The 23,314-nt window shown below is 45.2% G+C and carries 18 protein-coding genes; 15 read left to right on the top strand and 3 right to left on the bottom strand.

All coding sequences use genetic code 11. The features are described 5' to 3' along the window. Positions 1–299: 299 nt before the first annotated feature. From leuA to GSF04_RS05805, 5 genes are all read left to right on the top strand, one after another. The gene (gene leuA / locus GSF04_RS05785; RefSeq protein WP_019647414.1) at positions 300–1,847 is read left to right on the top strand and encodes a 2-isopropylmalate synthase; all 1,548 of its coding nucleotides are present in this window, start codon (positions 300–302) and stop codon (positions 1,845–1,847) included. Then, positions 1,844–2,920: a 3-isopropylmalate dehydrogenase gene (gene leuB / locus GSF04_RS05790; RefSeq protein ID WP_211859004.1), complete on the top strand. Its 1,077-nt coding sequence runs from the start codon at positions 1,844–1,846 to the stop codon at positions 2,918–2,920. Before leuA ends, leuB begins: the two co-directional genes overlap by 4 nt. A 15-nt stretch (positions 2,921–2,935) precedes the next feature. Next, on the top strand, positions 2,936–4,339 hold the full coding sequence (gene leuC / locus GSF04_RS05795; RefSeq protein ID WP_211859005.1) for a 3-isopropylmalate dehydratase large subunit: 1,404 nt from the start codon (positions 2,936–2,938) through the stop codon (positions 4,337–4,339). Next, positions 4,336–4,935, top strand: coding sequence for a 3-isopropylmalate dehydratase small subunit (leuD, locus tag GSF04_RS05800; protein ID WP_211859006.1), 600 nt, complete (start codon positions 4,336–4,338; stop codon positions 4,933–4,935). Before leuC ends, leuD begins: the two co-directional genes overlap by 4 nt. 87 nt (positions 4,936–5,022) lie before the next feature. Further along, positions 5,023–5,616 (top strand): hypothetical protein, encoded by a 594-nt coding sequence (locus GSF04_RS05805; RefSeq protein ID WP_211859007.1) that lies wholly within the window; start codon positions 5,023–5,025, stop codon positions 5,614–5,616. Positions 5,617–5,827: 211 nt separating this feature from the next. Here GSF04_RS05805 and GSF04_RS05810 read toward each other — a convergent pair whose 3' ends face one another. Continuing rightward, a complete protein-coding gene (locus GSF04_RS05810) occupies positions 5,828–6,202 on the bottom strand; it encodes a hypothetical protein (protein ID WP_039494777.1) in 375 nt (124 codons plus the stop codon). Between the two features lie 54 nt (positions 6,203–6,256). Between GSF04_RS05810 and GSF04_RS05815 the strand changes: the two genes are divergently transcribed. Further along, the gene (locus GSF04_RS05815; RefSeq protein ID WP_211859008.1) at positions 6,257–6,706 is read left to right on the top strand and encodes a TerB family tellurite resistance protein; all 450 of its coding nucleotides are present in this window, start codon (positions 6,257–6,259) and stop codon (positions 6,704–6,706) included. Here the strand turns inward: GSF04_RS05815 and GSF04_RS05820 are convergent. Further along, positions 6,703–7,236: a sigma-70 family RNA polymerase sigma factor gene (locus tag GSF04_RS05820; protein ID WP_211859009.1), complete on the bottom strand. Its 534-nt coding sequence runs from the start codon at positions 7,234–7,236 to the stop codon at positions 6,703–6,705. The genes GSF04_RS05815 and GSF04_RS05820 overlap by 4 nt on opposite strands. Positions 7,237–7,585: 349 nt before the next feature. On the opposite strand from GSF04_RS05820, the gene GSF04_RS05825 reads away from it, so the two are divergent. From GSF04_RS05825 to GSF04_RS05860, 8 genes are read left to right on the top strand one after another with little or no spacing between them, the layout of a single operon-like run. Next, positions 7,586–9,238 carry a (2,3-dihydroxybenzoyl)adenylate synthase gene (locus GSF04_RS05825; RefSeq protein WP_211859010.1) on the top strand — a complete coding sequence of 551 codons (1,653 nt, stop codon included), beginning with the start codon at positions 7,586–7,588 and terminating at the stop codon, positions 9,236–9,238. Positions 9,239–9,257: 19 nt separating this feature from the next. Next, entirely contained in the window at positions 9,258–10,142 is an 885-nt protein-coding gene (locus GSF04_RS05830) for an isochorismatase family protein (protein ID WP_211859011.1), read from the top strand. Beyond that, positions 10,139–14,470 (top strand): non-ribosomal peptide synthetase, encoded by a 4,332-nt coding sequence (locus tag GSF04_RS05835; protein ID WP_211859012.1) that lies wholly within the window; start codon positions 10,139–10,141, stop codon positions 14,468–14,470. Before GSF04_RS05830 ends, GSF04_RS05835 begins: the two co-directional genes overlap by 4 nt. After that, complete coding sequence (locus tag GSF04_RS05840) at positions 14,467–15,288, top strand: siderophore-interacting protein (protein ID WP_211859013.1); 822 nt, start codon at positions 14,467–14,469, stop codon at positions 15,286–15,288. The genes GSF04_RS05835 and GSF04_RS05840 overlap by 4 nt, the downstream gene beginning before the upstream one ends. After that, on the top strand, positions 15,289–16,062 hold the full coding sequence (gene dhbA, locus GSF04_RS05845) for a 2,3-dihydro-2,3-dihydroxybenzoate dehydrogenase (RefSeq protein WP_039494764.1): 774 nt from the start codon (positions 15,289–15,291) through the stop codon (positions 16,060–16,062). It abuts the gene before it with no gap. Between the two features lie 14 nt (positions 16,063–16,076). Further along, positions 16,077–17,330, top strand: a complete 1,254-nt coding sequence (locus tag GSF04_RS05850; RefSeq protein WP_211859014.1) for an aminotransferase class III-fold pyridoxal phosphate-dependent enzyme — start codon at positions 16,077–16,079, stop codon at positions 17,328–17,330. After that, positions 17,330–18,862: an amidohydrolase family protein gene (locus tag GSF04_RS05855; protein WP_211859015.1), complete on the top strand. Its 1,533-nt coding sequence runs from the start codon at positions 17,330–17,332 to the stop codon at positions 18,860–18,862. Before GSF04_RS05850 ends, GSF04_RS05855 begins: the two co-directional genes overlap by 1 nt. Then, entirely contained in the window at positions 18,859–20,034 is a 1,176-nt protein-coding gene (locus GSF04_RS05860) for an MFS transporter (protein WP_017219316.1), read from the top strand. Before GSF04_RS05855 ends, GSF04_RS05860 begins: the two co-directional genes overlap by 4 nt. A gap of 5 nt (positions 20,035–20,039) precedes the next feature. On the opposite strand, the gene GSF04_RS05865 is transcribed toward GSF04_RS05860, so the two are convergent. Then, complete coding sequence (locus GSF04_RS05865; protein ID WP_211859016.1) at positions 20,040–21,014, bottom strand: AraC family transcriptional regulator; 975 nt, start codon at positions 21,012–21,014, stop codon at positions 20,040–20,042. Positions 21,015–21,147: 133 nt separating this feature from the next. Here GSF04_RS05865 and GSF04_RS05870 point away from each other — a divergent pair, with 133 nt between their 5' ends. After that, the gene (locus tag GSF04_RS05870) at positions 21,148–23,292 is read left to right on the top strand and encodes a TonB-dependent receptor (RefSeq protein WP_039494760.1); all 2,145 of its coding nucleotides are present in this window, start codon (positions 21,148–21,150) and stop codon (positions 23,290–23,292) included. The last annotated feature ends 22 nt before the right edge of the window (positions 23,293–23,314 follow it).

The raw sequence follows: 23,314 nt of genomic DNA on the forward strand, positions 1-23,314 counted from the left end.
CCTAATCTTGAAATATATCTTCTAAAATTGGCATTTTTTTAATTTAAATTTCCATTAAATTGAGTTTTAAACTCTATTTTTGGGATAATTTATGCTTGATTGTCGCTTTTGAAGCATGTTAAAACATATCCAATTCATCAACAGGAACACTTAGCTCAATGAAAATGACTGCGCGTATTTCACTCCTTCTTAACCTCCTACTGGTAAACCAGAGGGGTGGGGTGTAATTGCGCGAATTGAGCGACATTTACTGTAGACACCCCGCACTTGCGGGGTTTTTTTTGGCTGAGGATAAGGGTATGCAAGATAAAGTCTGGATTTTCGATACAACATTAAGGGACGGTGAGCAGGCGTTAAAAGCCAGCTTAACAGAAGAAGATAAAATACAGCTGGCGCATACCATTAGTCGTCTCAATGTGGATGTCATGGAAGTGGGTTTTCCAGTATCAAGTCCGGCTGATTTTCGTGCGGTACAACGCATTGCTGCCGAGGTAAAAGGTCCTGCGATTTGTGGCCTTGCGCGTGCGGTTAGTAAAGATATCGACGCGTGTGGCGAAGCCCTTAAAGGTGCTGAGCAGCGCCGCATTCACACTTTTATTGCAACCAGTCCTCTGCACCTAGAACATAAGTTAAGAATGAGTCTAGATGATGCGACTAACATGGCGATTAAGGCCATTACTCAAGCCAGAAAGTACACTGATGATGTTGAGTTTTCATGTGAAGACGCCGGCCGTACACCTCACTCTGATCTGTGTCGTATTGTTGAAGCGGCGATTAATGCCGGTGCATCTACGATTAACTTGCCTGATACCGTAGGTTACGTCACACCAGACGAGTATGCAGCGATGATTTACCATATTCGAAATAATGTGCCTAACATCGACAAAGCGAGACTAAGCGTCCATTGTCACAATGATTTAGGACTTGCGGTGGCAAACTCAATCGCGGCGGTACAAGCCGGTGCAAGACAAATCGAATGTACCATCAATGGTATAGGTGAGCGTGCAGGTAACTGCTCACTAGAAGAAGTAGCGATGATCATGAAGATGCGCCAAGACCACCTAAAAGTGCACACCGATATTCGTAGCGAAGAGATTTATCGCGCGTCGCGCCAAGTTGCTAAAATCTGCAATATGCCGGTGCAGCCAAACAAGGCAATTGTAGGTGAAAATGCCTTTGCACATAGCTCGGGTATTCACCAAGACGGCGTCTTAAAAGCACAAAACACCTATGAAATCATGGCACCAGAAACCGTTGGCGTGCCGAGTAATCAGTTAAATATGACTTCACGCTCTGGCCGACATGTTATTGAGCATCGTCTTACCGAGCTTGGCTATCAGAAATCGGATTACGATATGGATAGCCTGTATGAAAGCTTCTTGGCGTTAGCCGATCAAAAGGGCACGGTTTACGACTATGACCTTGAAGCGATGATTTATTTCAACCAAATCAAAGATAAAGACGAGCGCTACCAATTACAGTTCGTCAATGCATCTTCTAACTCTCAATCCATCGCGAGCGCGACTGTGGGGATTGCCTTGAATGGCGAGCTTAAGCAAGAAGCGGCAACCGGTAACGGTCCTGTGGAAGCGGCGTTTGTAGCTATCGAGCGTATCACTGGCATGGCGGTGGAAGTGGTGGAATATAACCTTGATGCGACAGGTAAAGGGGCAAGCTCACTGGGCCAAGTCGATATTATTGCCAAGTTTGATGGTAAGCAATATCACGGTGTGGGACTTGCAGCCGACATTGTTGAAGCGTCAGTGAGAGCCATGATCCGAGTATATAACCTAATTGATAGAGCACAAAAAGTGTCTAGCCTAAAACAACAAAGGAAAGCAGGATGAGTCAAACAAACTACAAAATCGCAGTACTAGCTGGAGATGGAATTGGTCCAGAAGTGATGCAAGCCGCTGAGCTGGTATTGGATAAAGTGGCGACTAAGTTCAACTTTGCTTTAGAAAAATCACCACAAGCGATTGGTGGTGCGGCCATAGACCAATTTGGCGAAGCCTTACCCGCAGCGACATTAGCCGCGTGTGAAGCCGCTGATGCGATTCTGTTTGGCTCTGTGGGTGGGCCTAAGTGGGAGCACTTACCACCAAATGAGCAACCAGAGCGGGCATCCTTATTACCGCTTAGAAAGCACTTTCAGCTATTTTGTAATCTGCGTCCTGCGCAGCTATTACCCGCATTGAGCGCAGCCTCTCCACTACGCAGTGACATTAGCCAGCAAGGTTTTGATATTTTATGCGTCCGTGAGCTTACTGGCGGGATTTATTTTGGCGAAAAAGGTCGCCAAGGTGAAGGCGAAAGCGAGGCGGCGTTTGATACGCAAACCTATTCGCGCAAAGAAATCGAACGCATCGCCCGTTTTGCTTTTGATGCAGCGAGACTTAGAAGCAATCATGTGACGTCTGTAGACAAAGCCAACGTGCTGGCAACCAGTGTACTGTGGCGTGAAGTAGTCAATGAAGTCGCGAAACAATACCCAGATGTGGCGCTTGATCACATCTATATCGACAACGCTGCGATGCAGTTGGTAAAGCAACCAAGCCAGTTTGATGTGCTACTGTGCGACAACCTGTTCGGTGACATCCTTTCTGATGAATGTGCAATGATCACGGGTTCCATGGGGTTATTACCATCGGCAAGTCTAAATCAATCGGGCTTTGGCTTATATGAGCCAGCGGGCGGCTCAGCACCAGATATCGCCGGTAAAGGAGTGGCAAACCCAATCGCACAAATCTTAAGTGCCGCGCTGATGCTACGTTATTCATTGGGGCAAGACGAAGCGGCACGCGCAATTGAAAAGGCAGTAGCAGAGGCGGTGAAAGATGGTGTAGGTACACCGGATATCTATCCTCAAGCAGGATTTACTACTATGGATGTCGCGCAAGCGATCGTCGACAGGGTTTAATAAAGGTAAGAGCAAGTGGCAAAAACATTATACGATAAAATTTGGCAATCCCATGTGGTTGCTAAATTAAACGAGCAAACCGATCTTTTGTACATTGACCGTCATCTAGTACACGAAGTCACTTCACCGCAGGCATTTGCGGGCTTAAGAGAGCAGAATCGTCCGGTAAGATGTCCGGAAAAAACCTTTGCGACAATGGATCATAATGTCTCGACCAAGAGCCGTTCGATTGATGCTGCCAGTGAGGTGAGCAAAAACCAGCTACAAGCGTTAGCACAGAACTGTGAAGAGTTCGGCATTGTACTCTACGATTTGAATTCGATTAACCAAGGCATAGTGCACGTAATGGGACCTGAGCAAGGGATCACTTTGCCGGGTACAACGATTGTATGTGGCGATAGCCATACCTCAACGCATGGTGCATTTGGTGCGCTGGCTCACGGTATTGGTACATCAGAGGTTGAACATGTGCTGGCCACGCAAACATTACAGCAGAAAAAAGCCAAATCGTTAAAAATTCAGGTGAATGGCATCTTGCGTCCGACCGTGACTGCAAAAGACTTGATCCTCGCTGTGATTGGGCAATTAGGCACAGCTGGTGGTACTGGCTATGTGGCTGAGTTTTGTGGGACGGGGATCGAAGCGCTGTCGATGGAAGCGCGGATGACGCTCTGTAATATGAGTATTGAAATGGGGGCGAAAGCTGGCTTGATCGCACCTGACGAGAAAGCCTTTGCGTATTTACGTGGTCGCCCATTTGCACCTCAAGGAGAAGACTTTGATGCTGCGGTGCGCTATTGGCAAACCTTGCATAGCGACCCGGATGCTGAATTTGATCGTGTCGTGGAGCTGGATGCTGATAGTGTGCAACCTCAAGTAACCTGGGGGACCAGTCCAGAGCAAGTCATTGGTATTAATGACTTAGTACCTAACCCTGACGATGAACCTAATTTAGTCAAAGCAGATGCGATGCGCAGCGCGCTGAAATATATGGGCCTCACAGCAGGACAAAGGCTAAGCGATGCCAAAGTTGACACCGTATTTATTGGCTCTTGCACCAATAGCCGTATTGAAGATTTGCGTGCCGCGGCACAAGTGGTGGCGGGCAAGCACGTAGCTGCAGGCGTTGAAGCGCTAATCGTCCCGGGATCTGGATTAGTAAAACAGCAAGCCGAACAAGAAGGCTTAGCCGATATTTTCAAAGCTGCGGGATTTGAGTGGCGTGAGCCGGGCTGCTCTATGTGCTTGGCGATGAACGATGATCGTCTTGGCGCAGAAAAACGCTGTGCATCGACCTCAAACCGGAACTTTGAAGGGCGCCAAGGGCGAGGTGGTCGTACGCATTTGGTGAGTCCAGCAATGGCGGCTGCGGCAGCAATTGCTGGTCACTTTACTGATATTCGAGGAGAGGCGTCATGAGCGTGTTTCATCAGGGCCTAGTTGCGCCATTAGACAAAAACAATGTTGATACAGACCAAATTATTCCCAAGCAGTTTTTAACTTCAACCAGCCGCGATGGGTTTGATAAAGCGCTGTTTTATGATTGGCGCTATCTTGAAGATGGCCAGCCAGATCCGAACTTTGTGCTTAACTATCGACAATATCAGGGCGCGTCAATCTTGTTAACGCGTGACAACTTTGGTTGTGGTTCGTCTCGTGAGCATGCTCCTTGGGCACTAAAACAATATGGTTTTACCGTGATCTTAGCCGAGAGCTTTGCCGATATCTTTTTTAACAATTGTGGTAATAACCAAATGCTTTGCGTTGCGTTACCAGCCAGCACGTTAGATACGCTCTTCGACGCATGTGAGCAACAACCACAAGTGCATTTGAGTATTGACCTAGAAGCGCAGCAGATAAGCGGAGCGGGTACTGCACCAATTGACTTTGAGGTGCGAGAAGACATCAAAGCACGCCTTTTGAGTGGTCTTGACTTTATCGGTGAGACCGAATTATTGAATGCCCAAATTGATGCCTTTGAGCAGCAGCTTGCTACGATAAGACCTTGGCAATAATAGCGGTTTACTCAATTTGGTCGAATAATTTTGCCACAAAGCCAGAAGCTGATTAAGCTCTGGCTTTATTTGTTTTAGGTGTCTCCAATGAAAAAATTAACTTTAGCGCTACTCGCAACCTTGAGCTGCGCAGCCTTCGCGCGTCCTGCCCCGCTGGTTTCCATCCCAAGCCATGATGCATTTTTTGACGCTATTAAAGCGCACTGTGGCAAAGCCTACGAAGGTAAAGTAACGGTGGATAATCAAGGTCCAAGCAGTTTTAGCGATGCGCGTCTTGTGATGCACGTTCGTAAATGTGGTGACGCTGAGCTTCAAGTCCCATTTCATGTAGGAAAAGATGCTTCAAGAACTTGGATCATCACCAAAACAGGGAGTGGTTTGAGCTTAAAGCACGATCACCGTCATGAAGATGGCAGCGACGATGTTTCTACTATGTATGGTGGTCATACCCTAGATGCGGGATTTAATACCGTGCAGTCGTTCCCGGCTGATGAATACTCAAAACAGTTATTTGTCCAACAAGGGATCCCACAATCAATTGGAAATACATGGCAGATGTATATCTATCCAGAGCAGTTTACCTATCGTTTAGTGCGTGAAGGGCGAGAGTTCCGAGTGGACTTTGATTTAACAAAACCGGTAACCGCACCAGCAGCACCTTGGGGATACGATACCAATTGAATTAATTCTCTAATCAATTTGAAGGGTGAAATAGCATATTTTTTTCGTTAAAAATTTCTCATTTAGAATAACTAAATAGCAAAATTTTTGCCTAGCTACTAAAACTATTTCCCCGCTTCAAAATAGATCATTTACTTAATACAACTGGTATAAAGACTAAACCTAGAGCGGGTTACAGAAAAATATTTATAGCGCTAACAAAAATGTGTGGCTATTTGGCCACACACTTTACGTCTACTGTTAAGTCATTCTGGTAAGGTCTTGGTTCTAGGGGCATCTTATCAAAGCCTTGGACGCCACCGAGTAATGTCAATTGTGGGTTACTGCCTTGGCATAAGCGTTTGGCATGGCGCAGCAAAAATACGCTTTGTTGCCTAAAATGCGCATAACTATCTGGCTTAATTGCCAGTCGAAAGTGGTCATCGTTATAGGTGGTTTGCTCATAATGTACTTTGTGGTCAAAGTCATAGAGCTTTTCAGGTTCGCCTCGTGGAACCGGTGTATATTGGCATGCCGAGAGCAGTGTTGCACCTACGACTAGGGAACTTAGCTTTAATGAATTTAGTCTCAATGATAACTTACGCATAACTGTCCTTTTAGTCTGCTACATTTACAGTATATCACATGGGAGATTAGCCACTTGCTTAACCAACTTAAAAAACTATTTCAAAGCTTGCAGGAGTCGTCACCGAAACAAGAAATCGACTTTAATACCGCGCTTGCTGCATTACTGGTTGAAGTGATGCGAGCGGACGGCAAACTACAACAGTCGGAGTTCGATAAAATTGCGGAGCTACTCAAAACACGTTGTGAATTGCCTGAACCACAAGTGAGTGCACTGATAACGCAAGCACAGCAATTGGTGGAACAGGCGGTAGATATGTATTCTTTTGCCAAGCAAGTGAATAATCACACTAGCGACATTGAGCGCATCGAGGTCATTGAGCTATTGTGGCACGTTGCTTATGCAGATGGTGAACTCGACAGCCATGAAGACCATATCATTCGGAAAATAGCCGGGCTGTTTTATGTTGCTCACCCTGATTTTATTGCTGCCAAATTACGCGTTCAAGCTGGTTTAGATACTTAGTGTGCTAATACGGTTTGACACGTAACAATCACTTCTTGAATTATAAAATTCACTAACGTCGGTGAAATTGCACATATCTTGGCAATATCCTTCTGCTTGTAATCACCACGTTTATACAGGCTTAGAATGTTCTGGTGGCGTTTTGATAGAGAGCTTACCGCTTGCATCATACGACCATCTAGATTTTGCTCAATTAAGGTTTCTTCAGCACTGACTTGCTTGTCAGTGTATTGTCCTGGCAGTGCGCTGTCTAAGCTAACCCAGCTTTCCTTTGATTTTTTCCTTACCATATCAATTGCGATATTTCTTGCTGTTTGATAGCAGTAAGCCACATGATTGCTAATGGCTTGCTCTTGTTCATCAGGCATTTTTGACAGACGAATATACGTTTCCTGTAAAGCGTCTTCTGCGAGGTATTGGCAGTGAAGAATTGAGGTTAAATATGCAGTCAATTTCTCCCTTTGTACTTCAATTATATCGGCCCAACGACGAACATCTACCGTATTATCTGAGCGCAACACTGCTGCCATTTTATCCCTCTACGATTAATAATGAAAATAATTCTCAATTAGATCCTAAGTTTTTTATCGGGTTTTTGTCAATAGCTAAATCGAATTTTAATTTACTTGTTTGTAACGTTTGTGTCATCAAAAGGTGCGCAGGTAAAAATATGAACAGTTATGAGAATTATTTTAAATTTTTCTAAATTAATCTTAGGGGCAATCGTCATTAGGGGGCTAGTGGCAAATTAGCTCTCGGTGTTTGGTTTTAATGTCTTGATAATTAAGTGATATTTTTAATTTCATTATTTTTTCTAAACGCCGAATGGATTTTGCATAACGAAATAACCCACATAGGAAATTTCATAAGGTTGTATTTATGTTAAAAAGTTGTGTTAGTTGGCCTGTTGAGGATGCAGAGCGATATCGCAATCTTGGATATTGGATAGATGAAGAGTTAAGTCAGATCTTAGAGCGTCAAGTACAAGAAAATCCGACTCAAATTGCCGTTATCGATAACGATATCGAGAAGTCCTATGCATGCTTGGAAAAAGAGGCGACGAGACTGGCGAGTTATTTGGCTACGCAAGGACTTTGTGCCGGTGACACCGCGATTGTGCAATTGCCTAATTGTTACGAATTCTATGTGGTATTTTTTGCTTTACAAAAGCTGGCGGTGTTACCTGTTAATGCTTTGATGAATCATAACCAAGTCGAGTTAACACATTACGCAGCTGCTCTGCAGCCAAAGTTGATTATTGCGGACACAAAGCATTCTCTGTTTGGTGATAGTCAATTCTTTGAACAGTTAAAAGCGTGTACACCACAGCTACAGTATGTGCTGCTGCGTGGTCAAAGTACTTGGGCGAAAGAGCTTGGTGAAAAGCTGCATGCTTCTGCATGCTTTGAGCATTTTGATTCTCTGCCTTTTCGTAAGCATCAAGCGGACAATGTGGCATTCTTTCAATTGTCGGGGGGAAGCACAGGTACACCTAAGTTGATCCCTCGTACCCACAATGATTATTACTATAGTGTTCGCCAAAGTGTCGAAGTGTGTCAATGGAATAAACAAACGCGATACCTTTGCGCTCTACCTGCCGCACACAATTTTCCGCTTAGTTCACCCGGCGCATTGGGAGTGTTTTACGCTGGTGGTACAGTGATCTGTGCTCCAGATCCCTCACCAAGCAGCTGTTTTAGGCTGATCGAGGCCCATAAACCAAATTGGGCTGCTTTGGTTCCCCCTGCGGTTTCGTTGTGGCTCGATTCTCGAGAGCGACAACACTATGACCTAAGCTCGTTGACTGTGCTCCAAATCGGTGGAGCTAAGCTCAGTGCCACCCTCGCTGCCAGAATGGAAAAAGAGCTTGTTGTGACGTTGCAGCAGGTATTTGGCATGGCGGAAGGGCTTGTCAACTATACCCGTCTCGATGATGACGAATGGACGCGACATCATACACAAGGTCGACCAATGAGTGCAGCTGACGAAATCCGTATCGTCGACGAGAATAATCAACCAGTACCTCAAGGAGAGGCTGGGTTATTAACGACTAAAGGACCTTATACATTTCGTGGTTATTTAAACGCTGAACTTCATAACTTAGCTGCATTTACTGAAGATGGTTTTTACTGTAGTGGTGATGTGGTTAAACAAACTGCATCGGGCGACATAATTGTTGAGGGCCGCGATAAGGATCAAATCAATAAAGGTGGCGAAAAGGTCGCAGCAGAAGAAGTCGAGAACCATGTATTGGCACATCCTGCGGTTCATGATTGTGCAGTTGTTGCAATGCCAGATCCTCTGCTGGGTGAGCGTATATGCGCATTTGTCGTGCCGCGAGAAGAGCTTGACCAACCACTCACAAGGGCAATGCTCAATCGCTTTGTTCGAGGTCGTGGGCTCGCTGATTACAAGTATCCTGACCGCTTTGAATTTATTGCGTCACTACCAAAAACGAAAGTTGGAAAGATCGACAAACGCGCGTTGCGTGAGCATATCGCTAATCTACTTACCTCATCACAAACTGCATAATACTCAATAGGATAAACTCATGGCAATCCCACGTATTTCTTCATATCCATTACCATCAAGCCGCCCGGAAAATCGCACTGAGTGGCAAATTAACCCGAGTAAAGCGGTGCTATTGGTTCACGATATGCAATCTTATTTTGTGAATTTCTATGATACAAGGCAAGCACCGATGCGGTCTTTGATCCAACAAATTAATAGTTTAATCGTGGCAGCCAAAGCTGCTGGTGTCCCAGTTGTGTATACTGCACAGCCCGCAAATCAAGATCCGAAAGATAGAGCGCTGCTAACCGATTTTTGGGGAACTGGCCTGACTGAGCAAGACACAAGCATTTTACCTGCACTTGCTCCAACTGCCGATGATAAGGTTTATACCAAGTGGCGTTACAGCGCATTTAAACGTAGTACCCTACTTGAGGATATGCAGGCACAAGGTCGAGACCAGCTTATTATCTGTGGGATTTATGCCCATATCGGTATCTTATCTACGGCATTAGACGCCTTTATGTATGACATAAAAGCATTCGTTGTTGCGGATGCTGTCGCAGATTTTAGTGAAGCAGAACATCTCCATGCGATGGAGTATGTTTCGTCTCGTTGTGGGCAGGTGCAGTTGTTGGACGAGGTTATCGCTGCGTGCACACCACAAAATACACAACAGAAGTTATCTTTGGGCTCGATGCAGGAGGCGATTGCAGCATTGCTTTGCATTGATGTTGAAGAGGTTGATCCCGAAGAAAATTTACTCTATCTCGGATTAGATTCCATTCGCGTAATGACATTGATTGATCAGTGGCGGGCGCAAGGCATCGATATTACGCTAGCTGAACTTGCAGAAAGCACCACACTTAATGAGTGGTATGAAATTCTAGTGGGCAAAGCACCGCTGGCGATGGAACCTGCATGAGTAATTGGCCTTTAACCGCTGCGCAACTTGGGATTTGGCTTGGGCAGGCAAAACAGCCTACTAGTACGCGCTATAACACTGCTGAGTATGTTGAGTTAAACGTGCCAATAAATGCTGAAGATTGGCTGTTAACTGCTTCAAGAGTGCTACAAAGTACAACGGCAATCAATGTACGCTTTATAGAACATCAAGGCGTGCCGACAACTCAATTACTCAGTGAAGCTGAGCGAGTGGCAAAGTTGGGCGACTATATCGACTTGTCAGAAAGCGATGATGCAGCGTTTGCAGCACAGCAGCTTTTGATAAAGTGGCAAACTCAGCCTTATGACTTAGCCAATGGCGACTTATATCGTCATGTGTTAATCCGACTTGCCACTAACCACTACTATTGGGCACTTGGTGCGCATCATATTGCGATGGATGGCTTTAGTTTTGCGCTGGTTTCTAATCGAGTGATTCAGGCCTATGAGGGGGCTCAAGTTACGGCTGATGAAACTCAATATCAAGCTGTCATCACTGAAGATAGTCAGTACCGTCAAAGCAAGTGGTATCAGCAGGATAGGCTGTATTGGCAACAGCAGCTGCAAGGTCTGGATAATGCCGCAGCCCTGACAACACAAGTGTTAAATACAGAGGCGGACAAGGAAAAGGTTACGACGCAATTATCAGCAACCTTGCTCAATCAATTAGAGACTCGAGCCAATTCGGTCGACGCCAACTGGTCTGAACTATTACTAACCGCGGTTAGCGCTATTGTTTATCAACGCACTGGGGTGGCGAAAACGATCATGGGCATGCCTGTTGCCAATCGTATGGCATCAAAAGCCGCGAATACGCCCTGCATGCATATGAATATTGTACCGGTTCCAGTGGACTTTGTGCTTGTTGATAGTTTTGAAGGTTTAATCCGTCAGGTCAGTGAGCAATTGCGTCAAGCTAGAAGGCATTTTCGATATCGTTATGAAGATTTAAAAGCTGAAGCTGCGATCTTGCAATTGCCAACAAGATTGTTTGGTGCAGTTGTTAATATTTTACCTTTTGAACGTCATGAAACCTGCCAAGGTGAAGCGGTGACAAGTCATACTGTGTCTGCTGGGCCTGTTGAGGACATTGCATTTATTTTTATCAAGCAAATGGACGGCAGTATTCGTTTCGAGATTGAAGGTAACCAAAGTGGCTATAGTAAAGCTGAGTTGTTGAGTATACAAAGTGAAACGTTGCAGTTTCTCCATACTGTTGCTGTGGACTTGCAAATGCCATTACGCGTTACCAATCGGGACTTTGCGATAAGTGAGACTCCGGCACCTGTGGCGCAGAGTGACGTACTTAGTTGTTTGTTGGAGTTATCAAGGAAGTCGCCTAAATCAATAGCGGTTCAGACGATAGATGGACATGCTATTAGCTATGAGCGGTTAGTACAGCAAGTGCTATGGTTAGCAAAACGCCTTAGAGTCAATGCTTCCGTCGTTGATGGTACCGTATTACTCGCACTGCCTCGTAGCCAATATACAGTGATTGCAATGTGGGCCGTATTTGCTGCGCAGCACCGCTTCGTCTTTATTGATAACGAGGCTCCTTCTGCGCGTAATCGTAGTATTATCGCTGATGCTAAGCCATGCCTAGCATTAGTGGATGATAGTAGTGAAGGGTTAGCTGAGATCCGCGATGCTGGCGTTACACAGCTTAATATTGCAAGCGAACTTGCAAATGCCCAGCTTGAAGCGTTGGCTGCCACCCCATCAATACTTCCTTTACTAGAACAAGCCTATTTAATCTATACCTCAGGTTCCACGGGTAAGCCTAAAGGGGTGCAGATAAGCCACGACGCATTGGCAGGTTTTGTTAGTGGCGCACGTCAGGCCTACCAAGTAGGCGCTCAAGATAGAGTATTACAGTTTGCGCCCTTTCATTTTGATACCTGTATTGAAGAAGTCTTTGTTACTTTGACGGCCGGTGCGACGTTGATACTGCGTAATGACGCCATGTTGGAGTCTTTTGAGGATTTTCTTGCCGAACTAGAAAACCAACGTATTACTATACTCGATTTACCTACCGCTTACTGGCATGAGCTTTGTCGACACCTGTGCGCGACTCGCCGTATGCTTCCTGTGTCAATTCATACCATCATTATAGGTGGAGAGGCGGTTAATCGTCAGCGTGTAGAAGCGTGGCGTGAGCAGTTTAAACAGTCTGTACGTTTACTTAACACTTACGGCCCAACGGAAGCTACAGTCGTTGCGACTGCCATTGATCTCAGTAAAGCAACAAATCCAAGCTTAATTGGTTTGCCCTTACCCGGACGCGGTGCTGTGGTAATGCGTGAAAAAGGCCAGATAGCAAAATTTGGCGAGCGCGGAGAGCTCTGGCTTACGGGCGTGGGTTTATCGAGCGGTTATTTGGGTCTGACCGAGCAAACTGCTGCTGCGTTTGTTTCATTTTGGGATCCGCAAGCTATGCGGAGCATAGCGGCTTACCGTACCGGAGACATTGTGCGGATGCATAAAAGTGGGCAACTTGAATATCTTGGCCGCGTCGATGCCCAGTTAAAAATCAGTGGCTACCGGATTGAAATTGGTGAGATTGAAGCTGTGCTATTGAGTGTTCCTGCCATTCTTGAAGCCGCGGTGACTGTGGTTAAGAATGCGCAAGGTAGTGCAACTGCTTTGGCGGCGCATATAGTGAGTACCACCGCATGGGCGTTAAATGATTTACGCACAGTGCTGAGTGAGCAGTTACCCGCTCCAATGTTACCTGCACAGCTTTATCAATATGAAGCTTTACCTAAAACACCGGCCAATAAAATCGATCGCAAGCGATTATCTGAGCAGCAAAATACCGCCTGTGACGCTGAGATTATGAGTGACTTTGAAACACAGATAGCTGCCGTTTGGCGGGAAGTTCTGGGCGTGAGTAATGTCCGATTAGCTGATAACTTTTTCAGCATTGGGGGGCAGTCACTCCAATGTATTCAAGTTGCAGGGCGGCTAACACAACTACTTAATAAAACGGTGAATGTCGCATTTTTATTTGCGCATCCTAAACTCGTCGACTTGTGTAATGCACTTCAGCTTGGTGATGAATTAGCACACAAGACGAACGTGGATATCGCGACAACGATAAAAGCAGACCTTGCTCAATTTAGAGATAAGCTGTTGCAGGTTCAACCGCATACACTAACTGAAACTAGTGAGGAAACGGTGTTGCTGACCGGTGCAACGGGATTTGTTGGTGCGCAGTTACTGGCGCATTTACTTGCGAAGCCGGATCTAAGTGTAATTTGTAGTGTAAGAGCTAATAACATAGAGCATGGGTTCGAACGGTTACAGCAAGCCTTCGACGTGCAAAACCTTGGTGAAATAGATAGTTCTCGGGTAACGCTGTTACTTGGAGATATTGCCGCGTCACAACTTGGGTTGAGTGATGCTGACTATCAACAGCTGGGCATGCGCGTGACTCGAATATTACACAATGCAGCGCATACCTCTGTGTTACGTGATTACAGTAGCTTAAAAGTGGCAAATACAGATGCGACAGCTGAATTATTGATGTTCGCGAAATATTTTAGTTTGCCATTTAATCACGTCTCGACTATTGCGGTTGCACCACAGTCCGGAGAGCCTCTTGATGAGGCGTTTATTCCTTATCATAGTGGCCTTCACGATGGTTATCAGCAATCAAAATGGGTTGCGGAAGCGATGGTTGAAATTGCGATCCAGCAGGGGGTAGCAGCACAAGTATATCGCTTAGCACGAGTTACGGGGGCCAAACAAAGTGGCTATATTAACCACAATGACTTGGTATGGCGCATCTTGCGCTCTGGACTTAAGTTTCATCGTTTGCCTGAGCTTGCTGTGTCTGAGCCGTGGACGCCTGTAGATAGAGTTGCCAAATTTGTCAGCGCACAAACTTTAACGCCTACTACTGCGGCTGTCTTTAACGTGACACCGCAAACTTTAGTGTCGTTACCGGAATTGTATCAATGGCTTATCGATTTTGGTTTTGTTTTCAAAGTGGAATCTTTGTTGAGCTGGTTGGCTGTTCTTGAACAGTCACAAGATGAAGAAGACCTAGCGATTGCAAGTTTCTTTACAAGTCAGCCGCAGCAATCACAAAAAGCGACGACATTGGTTGCGAGCAATCAGAGTTTTATCTCAGCAAGTCTCCAACACGATGCGAGTTTGCAGTCTTTTGTAAAGGCCGACTTAGCGCGCTACCTCATTTATGCCTTTACCAGCAACTTGCTAAAAATTGAACACCATCCTGAAGCGTATAAACGACTGCAGACATTACAGGCTAAATTTTCTGAATCGAAAGAGGAGTTGTCATGAAGCAGCGACAACCAGTTCCACCTAGCGGTCCTCGCCGTGTATTTTGTGTAGCTAAGCGCTATATCACGCCACACTTGTTGAGGATCACCGTTTCTGGCGAAGCGTTACATGGCTTCCCAAGCGGTTATGATGGTGCGCATATCAAGCTATTCTTCGCAAATAGAACAACCGGCACATTATCACTCCCAACACGTGATGATAGCGGTAAAATTGTTTGGCCGACGGATCGCCCGGTGACAAGGGCTTACACGGTGCGAGCTTATCGACCAGACAGCAATGAATTGGATATTGATTTTGTAGTGCACGGCTCCCACAGTCCAGCATCTGGCTGGGCGGTCAATGCCGACGTTGGCGCTGAACTTGGGGTTGCAGGGCCCGGTGGGCCAGATCCATTGCTAGCGGATGCGGATTGGCACGTGCTTGCAGGCGACCTTACAGCTGTTCCGGCGATTAGCGCGCTGCTCGAGGGGTTTGAGGCAGAGCGACGAGCTGAAGTCTTTATTGAAATAGATTCATTAGATGATAAGCATACTATTACTGCACCATCAGGTGTCAATATTCATTGGTTGCTGCGTCAAAGTGGTGACTGTGAACAACTTGCAAGAGCAATTGCAAATGTTGCAATACCCTCAGGTGTGACTTCTATCAGTGCTTTTATTGCTGGCGAAAATGGTGCAGTACTGGCGTGTCGTAAGCAGCTTATTCAAGATTTTGGGTTATCAAAAAAACAACTGTATGCCATTCCATATTGGCGTCGCGGTCAGGATGAAGAAACCTATCATGAACGCCGACATGAAATCATGGATGAGGTGTACTAGATGTCCAATGAATGTGAATTTACAGGGCGTATCGCGTTGGTGACGGGAGCTTATCAGGGCATAGGTAAAGCACTGGTCGAGCAACTATTAGCACGCGGAGCGATTGTAGTTGCGGCAGATATTGCTACTGCCGCGAGTCAACTCCAAGAAGTAACGGCTAATCACTTCCAAATCCATCTTGATGTTACGAACAAAAACCTTGTGCAAACCGTAGTTGAGGAAATTGAAATCCAGCTCGGTGCAATAGAGTATGTTGCCAGTGTCGCTGGTATTTTGCACATGGGAACGCTGCTAGAACAAAGCGATGCCCAGTGGCTTGATACGTTTGCCGTAAATTGCCATGGGCCATTTTATTTATGTCAGGCGGTGGCGAATAAGATGCGGATAAGAAAGCGTGGTGCCATCGTTGCTGTGAGCAGTAATGCAGCTAGCACACCTAGAGTGAATATGGGCAGTTATTGCGCTTCAAAGGCGGCCTTGAGTGCGATGATTAAAACGCTAGCCCTAGAAGTCGCACCGTTTAACATTCGGTGTAACCTAGTTGCGCCGGGGTCTACCGACACTCAAATGCAGCAGCAGCTATGGCGCGATGAAAATGGTGCTGAGCAAACCATTCAAGGCGATTTAACGCAATTCAAATTAGGTATTCCACTAGGTCGTATCGCCTCAGCGACGGATATCGCAAACAGTATTTTGTTTTTACTCAGTGACCAAGCTCGACACATCACCATGGCTAATCTGTTGGTTGATGGTGGGGCGACACTAGGACATTAATTTTCGAGGAATATATGAATAATCAAACACTTTCTTTGACACAATCTCAGCAACTTCAAACCGAAGGTGAACAAGTGATCGCGGGTTTTACTCAATCAATGATGAAAAAGCCAGAGCAATTTGCACCAGGGGCTTTCCCGGTTTATCTGAGCAAGGGAGAGGGAGCCATTGTCACCGATGTTGATGGTAATCAATATATCGACTTTATTTGTGGTTTAGCGGCCAATACTTTAGGTCACAATCACCCTGTTGTTGTCAATACAATTACAGAGCACTTGCACAACGGCATTATTCATTCGTTGCCTACACCTATCGAAGTGCAGACGGCGAAAACCTTAATTGAAGTGATCCCAAATGCCGAACAAGTTCGCTTTTTTAAAACGGGTGCAGATGCTAACTCTGCAGCGGTAAGACTCGCCCGTCACGTGACAGGTCGAGATGAAATTATGACGGTAGGTTATAACGGTTGGCATGATCAGTACATGTTTGACACACCCGGGGTACCGGCTGTTATTGCTGGGTTAACTCATCGCATGCTATTATTTACTCCTGCAGATGAACCAAAAATCATTGAAAAGATCATTGCAAGAAAAGATGAACTTGCGGTGGTGTTGCTATCGGTTCCATATAATCGCGTCTTAGAAAGACCATTCCTAGAACAGTTACGAAATACTTGCAGTGAACACGGTGTGATCTTGGTGTTTGATGAAGTGGTAACTGGCTTTAGATTAGCACCCGGCGGTGCGCAAGAATACTTCGGTATTCAGGCTGATTTAGTGACCTTGTCTAAGGGTATTGCGGCGGGGATGCCTTTATCTGCTGTGGCAGGCAAGCGTGAGTTGATGTCGCGGATCAATGAGCTGCAAGTATCGACTACTTTTGGTGGCGAAATGCTCTCGCTAGCAGTGTGTGATGCTGTATTAAAGGAATATCAACGCACTGAATTCACTCAGCATATAGCAAGACTTGGCGCAATTTTAAAAGCAGAGGTTAATCAGGTTTCACTGCAGTTAGGTGTGCCACTCAAAGTAGTTGGTTATGACCCTATTCCGATGTTCTTATTTGCCAAAGATCCGCAAGAGCACGTAAAGTTTGCAGTACCTTTTCTAGCTGAAATGGCAAAACGTGGTGTGCTTATGCGCCGTGAAGTGAATTTTATTTGTGGCGCACATACTGAAGCGCATATCAACGAAACAATAGCCGCAGTTAAGGCATCACTAATAGCGATGAAAGAAGCAGGCCTTTTTGATCCTCAGGATGCCAGCTAATGGTTTGTTCTTGCTTGTCGACACAGCGCTTTGCAGCACTTGCTGGCGCTTCAGGAAGTGCTGCATTTGGTAGTGCTCAGGTTGGTGAACTTGAAAACTTAAAAGCGGTTTGTAACAAGCCGCAGAACAATGCACTGCGCACGCTAATTGATAATGTTTTTATCTACACTGCAGACACAAGAGATACTGTTTACCCAAAAGGTTGGTTACTTGTTCACGGCAAATATATTGAAGCGCTGGGTGAGGATGGAGAACAACCTAGTAACTTCGATCAACGGATTGATGGTCAAGGTAAGTTAATGCTGCCAGGGCTTATAAATCCTCATTGGCATGAAAGTTTTGTCGCGCCAAATGCTGAGTCACCTGATGACACCCACTTAGAGGCCACTGCGTATTCAAATGGTGGCAATATTCAAGCACTAGGTTCCATGTTTGGCTTTATCTCCACTGTGGGAGATAAGTTGACGCTAGAGGAAGGTCTAGCCATCGCCCGTTGGAGTATGTGGACGCAACTGCGTTCGGGTACAACTGCGCTGGGGGATGTTGGTTCGGCAAATAAAGCTGACGCAATGGCGCTTGCTGCGATTGATTTAGGTATGCGGTTAAGGGTGAGTCGTTGGGGATCGGATATAATGCTGGAAGCGCATAAGTCGACACCCACTATCATCGCTGATACTGAGCTACAAACAGCGGATTGGCTATCACTTATCGAAACTTGGGATAATCATAGCTCAGGGCTTGTGGGGGCGATGCCTTCCGTGATGGGGGCTTTTGGTAGTTCTGACAAACAGCTAGAAGCACTGGCTAGTATCGCCCAGCAATACCAAGTACCCTATGCCACACACCTAGCGCCGCTAAAAAATGAACGTGCTGAAGTTGAACGCGTATTTGGTCGCTCGCCTATCGCGCGCTTTGATGCCATGGGATTACTTACTGACAAGCTATTAGCTGTGCACACAGCTTATGCAAGCGAGGATGAGTATCAACGCCTTATTGAAACGGGTGTTAATATCTGCCATTCACCAGCGCACTACGGCATGCTTGGTGAGGCAACAATCAGTGAAACTGGGCAGATAGGGCGTTTTTTAAAAGATGGTGTATGGGTTTCTAGCAGTACCGATGGCGATATCTCGTTTATTGGTGGTATGTGTGAAGCCATGCGGGGGGCACACCTTGGGCACAACGAAGCACAAAATTGTAATACCGCCTGCCCACCTACCTTAGCCTTAAAAACAGCGTCTTTATATGCAGCAAAAGCGTTGGGGTGGGAGCAACAAATTGGCTCGATTGAAGTGGGTAAGCAGGCAGATTTAGTGTTAGTGAACAATGATGACTATCGATACAAGCTTTCTGGTCATCCACTGAGAACTTTTATTGTTACAGGGTCAAGTCTTGATGTAGATTCGGTAATGGTGGCTGGTGATTTAGTGGTGAAAGCAGGGCGTAGCACTCGGTTTGATGAGCATGAGCTTTTTGAGGATTATCTTAAAGCGGTGGCGAGCGCTCGCAAGCGTATTGGAGGTCCAGCATGAATCAAACGCGATTAGCGACTTGGTTTTTGCTGTTAGCAAGTACCATGACGGTGCTTGCTAGTGCGACTCTAGCGCCAGCATTACCAGCGATGACAGTGGCTTTCTCAGGTATTGAACATGCCGCATTTTGGACCAAAATGACCTTAGCATTACCTGGTCTCGTGATAGCACTTTGTGCACCAATTGCAGGAAGTTTAGTCGACAAATGGAATAGTCAAAAATTACTAGTGAACGCACTAATATTGTTCGTACTTAGTGGTGGACTAGGTTATTACTGGCAGGATTCGTTGTGGCTGATCCTTGGTAGTCGAGCGATGATGGGAGTCGCCGTTGCTTTTATTATGGTGAGTGGCACAACGATCGCAGGACGATACTTCGAAGGGCCCAAGTTTTCTCAGTTTATGGGATTGCAAGCTGCCTTTGGTGGCTTTGGTGGCGTACTATTCTTGGCGCTTGCAGGCTTTTTAGCAGAGCAGCATTGGACTTGGGTTTTTGCCATTTACTCACTCGCACTTTTGGTACTACCAGGGGTATGGCTTTGGGTAAAGGTGCCGCCAGTTAGCCTGCCACCACAAACTCAATCACTACCAAGTAGTTGGATGAACCGAACCTTTTTGCTGTGCTGTACACTAGCACTGGTAGAAATTATTGTACTGTATGGATTAACGATTCATTTGCCTTTTTATTTGTCTGCTCAGCAAGCATCAGCCAGCACTATAGGCTTAGTAATAGCGGGCTTTTTATTCGCGATGTCATGCGTCTCTATGGGTTATGGTCGTGTTAGACAGTACTTGAATATTAAGCAAGCACATTTAGTTGGCTGGCTTATTGTTGCAACTGGATTTTCGTTACTTGGTTTTGTAAACACTTTTAGTAGCATTGTTTGCGCTAGCTTTGTAATCGGCGCGGGTCTTGGCCTTATTCGACCAAACCTTGTAGTTTGGCTATTCGAATTTGTTCCGCCACCGATGCGAGGAAAAGCTATGGGGATTATGACAACCTGTTACTTTACCGGGCAATTTATTAGCCCTGTGTTGTTTGAACCGATGATAGCCAGTCTAGGGTTTCAGTTATTCTTTATTTATCTAGCAATGACTATCGCTTCAGTTGCAGTCTTGGTGGCAGGGATTTATCTATTAAATCAAAAAACATGGTTAAAGCAACTCGACTAGTTACTTTAACCTGAAGTTGCTCCCAGAGTGTCGCTGCGATGCGCTTTTACAAACTGCATCGGAGTGACACCGAATTGCTTTTTGAATGCAGCAATAAAGTTGGCAACATGGTCATAATGTGCCAAGTATGCAGCTTCTCCAATCGACAAGCCTTCAACTAACAACGCATGTCGTGCCTTATTGAGCTTGCTTTGTTTAACGTACTGTTTTGGTGTTGTGTTAAAGCTGCGTTTAAAGAAACGCTGTAAGCTGCTTAAGCTCATAGCAAGCTCTAATGCGACCTGCTCAACACTTTTTCCTTCCGACAATAAATCGATGATCTTATTTTTTTTGACTTCAATATCTGAGTGAAAGGGCTGTTTATACATCACGTGGCTCTGGTTACTACTGTCTATCAGGCGAGGAAGAAAGCAGCTCAACCATTGCATCACAACACCTTCACACTCCAAACGTTCAGCTAAGCTTGGTTGTTTTGGGGTTTGAAGCAGTTGTTGTGACAGCGAAATTGCTTTTGTTTGTAGCGGTAACTCAATCACTTTCGTGGTGGTAAATAGAGATTGATATTGCTGCGACAGTCTCGCAACGAGCCATCGAGGACTGACGCTCAGTGTGACCTTTTCGACTTCTTGGTGTTTTTGCAGATAGCGAGTGAAAGGCTCGGGCTGAGTGATGAGGTTGACAAATGCCTGAGGTGCGTTTTCAGCGCTGAAACGGTAATATTTATTCGCAACTCTAAATTCCACAACACCTTTAAGCAATACGGTAATGTTCACACTTGGTTGCAATTCTGCACAGCTGCTAGTTTGCTGCTGCTCGATACATTGACAGGTATGAAGTTGAAGATCATCGCTCAATGGCAAAAAAGAGAGTCGACCAATCGCAATAAGTTGCTCAATATCAAAGCCGTTGATACGGCAGTTTAATCCACTCGCCAATAACAACTTGTTGTTGAGCTCAGCGTTGGAAATATTCCCTTCCATAGTAAGTGCCACAATTTTCTAAAACGCATAATAGATTGACGATTTTGCATAACTAATATTCAAAATGCAACAAAAGTAAAAGTGTACAATATTACGAGTGATTCGTATTAACATCAAAATTTAAAGGATACTTATGTTGGTTTCTCGCACTAAGCAGTTAGGCTTTCGCCCTTCAACCCTCGCTTTAGCACTCGCGGGGGTACTATCAGCACCAGCTTTGGCTGACTCAGGTGATGCAGGTAAAATTGAAAGAATAGAAGTTTGGTCAACTGCGGTAAAAACTTCTGCACTGTATTTAAAAGAACAAGAAATTGCGGATAAACAAGCAGACCATATTTCTGATTTACTGCGCTCTATTCCTGGCATTGATGTCGGTGGTGCACACTCGCTGAACCAGCGAATCACTATCCGTAGTATGGATGACAAAGATCTTAAAATTTCAATAGATGGTGCAGCACAAAATACTTACATGTACCACCACATGGGTAACCTTCAAATTCATGCTGATATTCTAAAGTCAGTAGATATTGAAACGGGCACTAACTCAGTAATTAACGGCGGTCTTGGTGGTTCAGTGCGGTTCGAAACAAAAGAAGCACGTGAATTGCTTTCTGGTGACGATCGCTTTGCCGCTCGTGTTTCAGCAGGGGCTGCAGACAATGCCGGGCATAATTACTCGGTAACGGGTTTTGGTTTGTTGACCGATGATGTCGACTTTCTTGCATATTACAACCATGTTGAGCGTGATAATTACGAAGTGGGTGGTGGCAAGATCTTAGACCAAAACGATGAAGTCGTTGCAGGTACTGATGGTGAGGTAAAAGGTCTTGAAGGTGAAGTTTCTGATGCGCTAATTAAATTTGGTTGGAATATTAATAACAACCAACGTCTTGCACTGAGTTTCGAGACTTATAAAGATGAAGGTGACTACAGTTATCGCCCTGATATGGGCTTAGCGACAGATGTTGCTATTACTAATAGCTTGCAGATCCCTTTGTTATGGCCGACAGAATTTACAAGAGACACAATTACGCTGAGCTATGATCTTAACTGGGGCGAAAACTCTTCATTAAAGGCGAGCTTATATTCCAATACCAGTGAACTTTATCGCGACGAATCAGGTTGGTCTATGTCTCCTTCTCCTAGGTTCCAAGCGTACGCTGGAGAAGTGACGGGTGAAGCTGAAAATACGGGGCTAAATTTGCTTGGTGAAACACTGGCAACTGGGCTTTTTGCTGAAGAAGAGCATACCTTCACTTATGGCGCAGATTATGTGAAGCACGATACTCAGTACGATCTAGCTATTGCGTCAGGTGGTTCAAAGCACTCTGAAGAAAGTGCGAAAAATCTAGCCTTTTTCATTCAGGACAAAATTGATTTTGGTAATGGTTTGGCGGTTATTCCTGGTGTTAGGCACGATAGCTACGATATAGATTCAGGCACAGTGAACAATGATTATTCGGAATTTTCTTTATCATTGGCTGCTGAGTATCAATTTAATGAAAATTTAATGGTGAAGTTAAGTTCGACTGAGCTATTTAAAGGCCCAGAAATAAGTGAGGTATTTGTTGGTGCTGGTTTAGGTGATAACCGCAATCAAGACATTGAAGCGGAAACGGGCATTAATACCGAGTTTTCGATTGCTTATGATGGTGAAGTTGGGACCAACAAGACACTCCGTTTAGGCGCAACGATATTCAGAACGCAAATTGACGACTATATTTTTGATAATGCAGCATTACCTGGCGGTGCACCTCGTGAAACGTGGAAAGACAACGTCGGTGATATGACTGTAGATGGGTTTGAAGCTTATGCTGGTTTTGCGCTTGATGCGTTTTCTTTTCAGTTAACTTACTCTAACTCTGAGAGTGAACTTGATGCATTTACACAGTATGCCTCGTTAGATGGCGCGCGTTTAGAGCGAGAGCAGGGTGATACTATTTCAGCTGACTTTACTTACCAAATTACGGCGTATAACTTGACGCTGAATTGGGATTTTATGGTTGTTGATGATGTGGCACAAGGTACCGATCTCTATGGCGCCGATTTAGACAACAGTAAAGATGGCTTCACCGTGCATAATATCAGCGCACACTGGCAGCCTGAATCAGTACCTAGTTTGCATGTTCGTCTAGGTGTAGATAATTTGTTTGATGAGTTTTATTCTTCACAATCTTCTAAAAACGGGGTTTCTTTTCACCCAGTATTTGGTGAATTATTCTTAATGGACTATGAACCAGGAAGAAACATTAAAGCAAGTGTATCTTACCAGTTTTAACTGGGTTAGCACCTGCTGTTAT

Origin of the sequence: Pseudoalteromonas sp. A22 (assembly GCF_018141345.1) — a bacterium.
GTDB lineage: Bacteria > Pseudomonadota > Gammaproteobacteria > Enterobacterales > Alteromonadaceae > Pseudoalteromonas > Pseudoalteromonas maricaloris.

Excerpts from the sequence above, each read along its gene's own strand:
- leuA (WP_019647414.1), top strand. The coding sequence starts at position 300 with ATGCAAGATAAAGTCTGGATTTTCGATACAACATTAAGGGACGGTGAG.
- leuB (WP_211859004.1), top strand. The coding sequence starts at position 1,844 with ATGAGTCAAACAAACTACAAAATCGCAGTACTAGCTGGAGATGGAATT.
- leuD (WP_211859006.1), top strand. The coding sequence starts at position 4,336 with ATGAGCGTGTTTCATCAGGGCCTAGTTGCGCCATTAGACAAAAACAAT.
- GSF04_RS05805 (WP_211859007.1), top strand. The coding sequence starts at position 5,023 with ATGAAAAAATTAACTTTAGCGCTACTCGCAACCTTGAGCTGCGCAGCC.
- GSF04_RS05810 (WP_039494777.1), bottom strand. The coding sequence starts at position 6,202 with ATGCGTAAGTTATCATTGAGACTAAATTCATTAAAGCTAAGTTCCCTA.
- GSF04_RS05820 (WP_211859009.1), bottom strand. The coding sequence starts at position 7,236 with ATGGCAGCAGTGTTGCGCTCAGATAATACGGTAGATGTTCGTCGTTGG.
- GSF04_RS05825 (WP_211859010.1), top strand. The coding sequence starts at position 7,586 with ATGTTAAAAAGTTGTGTTAGTTGGCCTGTTGAGGATGCAGAGCGATAT.
- GSF04_RS05830 (WP_211859011.1), top strand. The coding sequence starts at position 9,258 with ATGGCAATCCCACGTATTTCTTCATATCCATTACCATCAAGCCGCCCG.
- GSF04_RS05835 (WP_211859012.1), top strand. The coding sequence starts at position 10,139 with ATGAGTAATTGGCCTTTAACCGCTGCGCAACTTGGGATTTGGCTTGGG.
- GSF04_RS05840 (WP_211859013.1), top strand. The coding sequence starts at position 14,467 with ATGAAGCAGCGACAACCAGTTCCACCTAGCGGTCCTCGCCGTGTATTT.
- dhbA (WP_039494764.1), top strand. The coding sequence starts at position 15,289 with ATGTCCAATGAATGTGAATTTACAGGGCGTATCGCGTTGGTGACGGGA.
- GSF04_RS05850 (WP_211859014.1), top strand. The coding sequence starts at position 16,077 with ATGAATAATCAAACACTTTCTTTGACACAATCTCAGCAACTTCAAACC.
- GSF04_RS05855 (WP_211859015.1), top strand. The coding sequence starts at position 17,330 with ATGGTTTGTTCTTGCTTGTCGACACAGCGCTTTGCAGCACTTGCTGGC.
- GSF04_RS05860 (WP_017219316.1), top strand. The coding sequence starts at position 18,859 with ATGAATCAAACGCGATTAGCGACTTGGTTTTTGCTGTTAGCAAGTACC.
- GSF04_RS05865 (WP_211859016.1), bottom strand. The coding sequence starts at position 21,014 with ATGGAAGGGAATATTTCCAACGCTGAGCTCAACAACAAGTTGTTATTG.
- GSF04_RS05870 (WP_039494760.1), top strand. The coding sequence starts at position 21,148 with ATGTTGGTTTCTCGCACTAAGCAGTTAGGCTTTCGCCCTTCAACCCTC.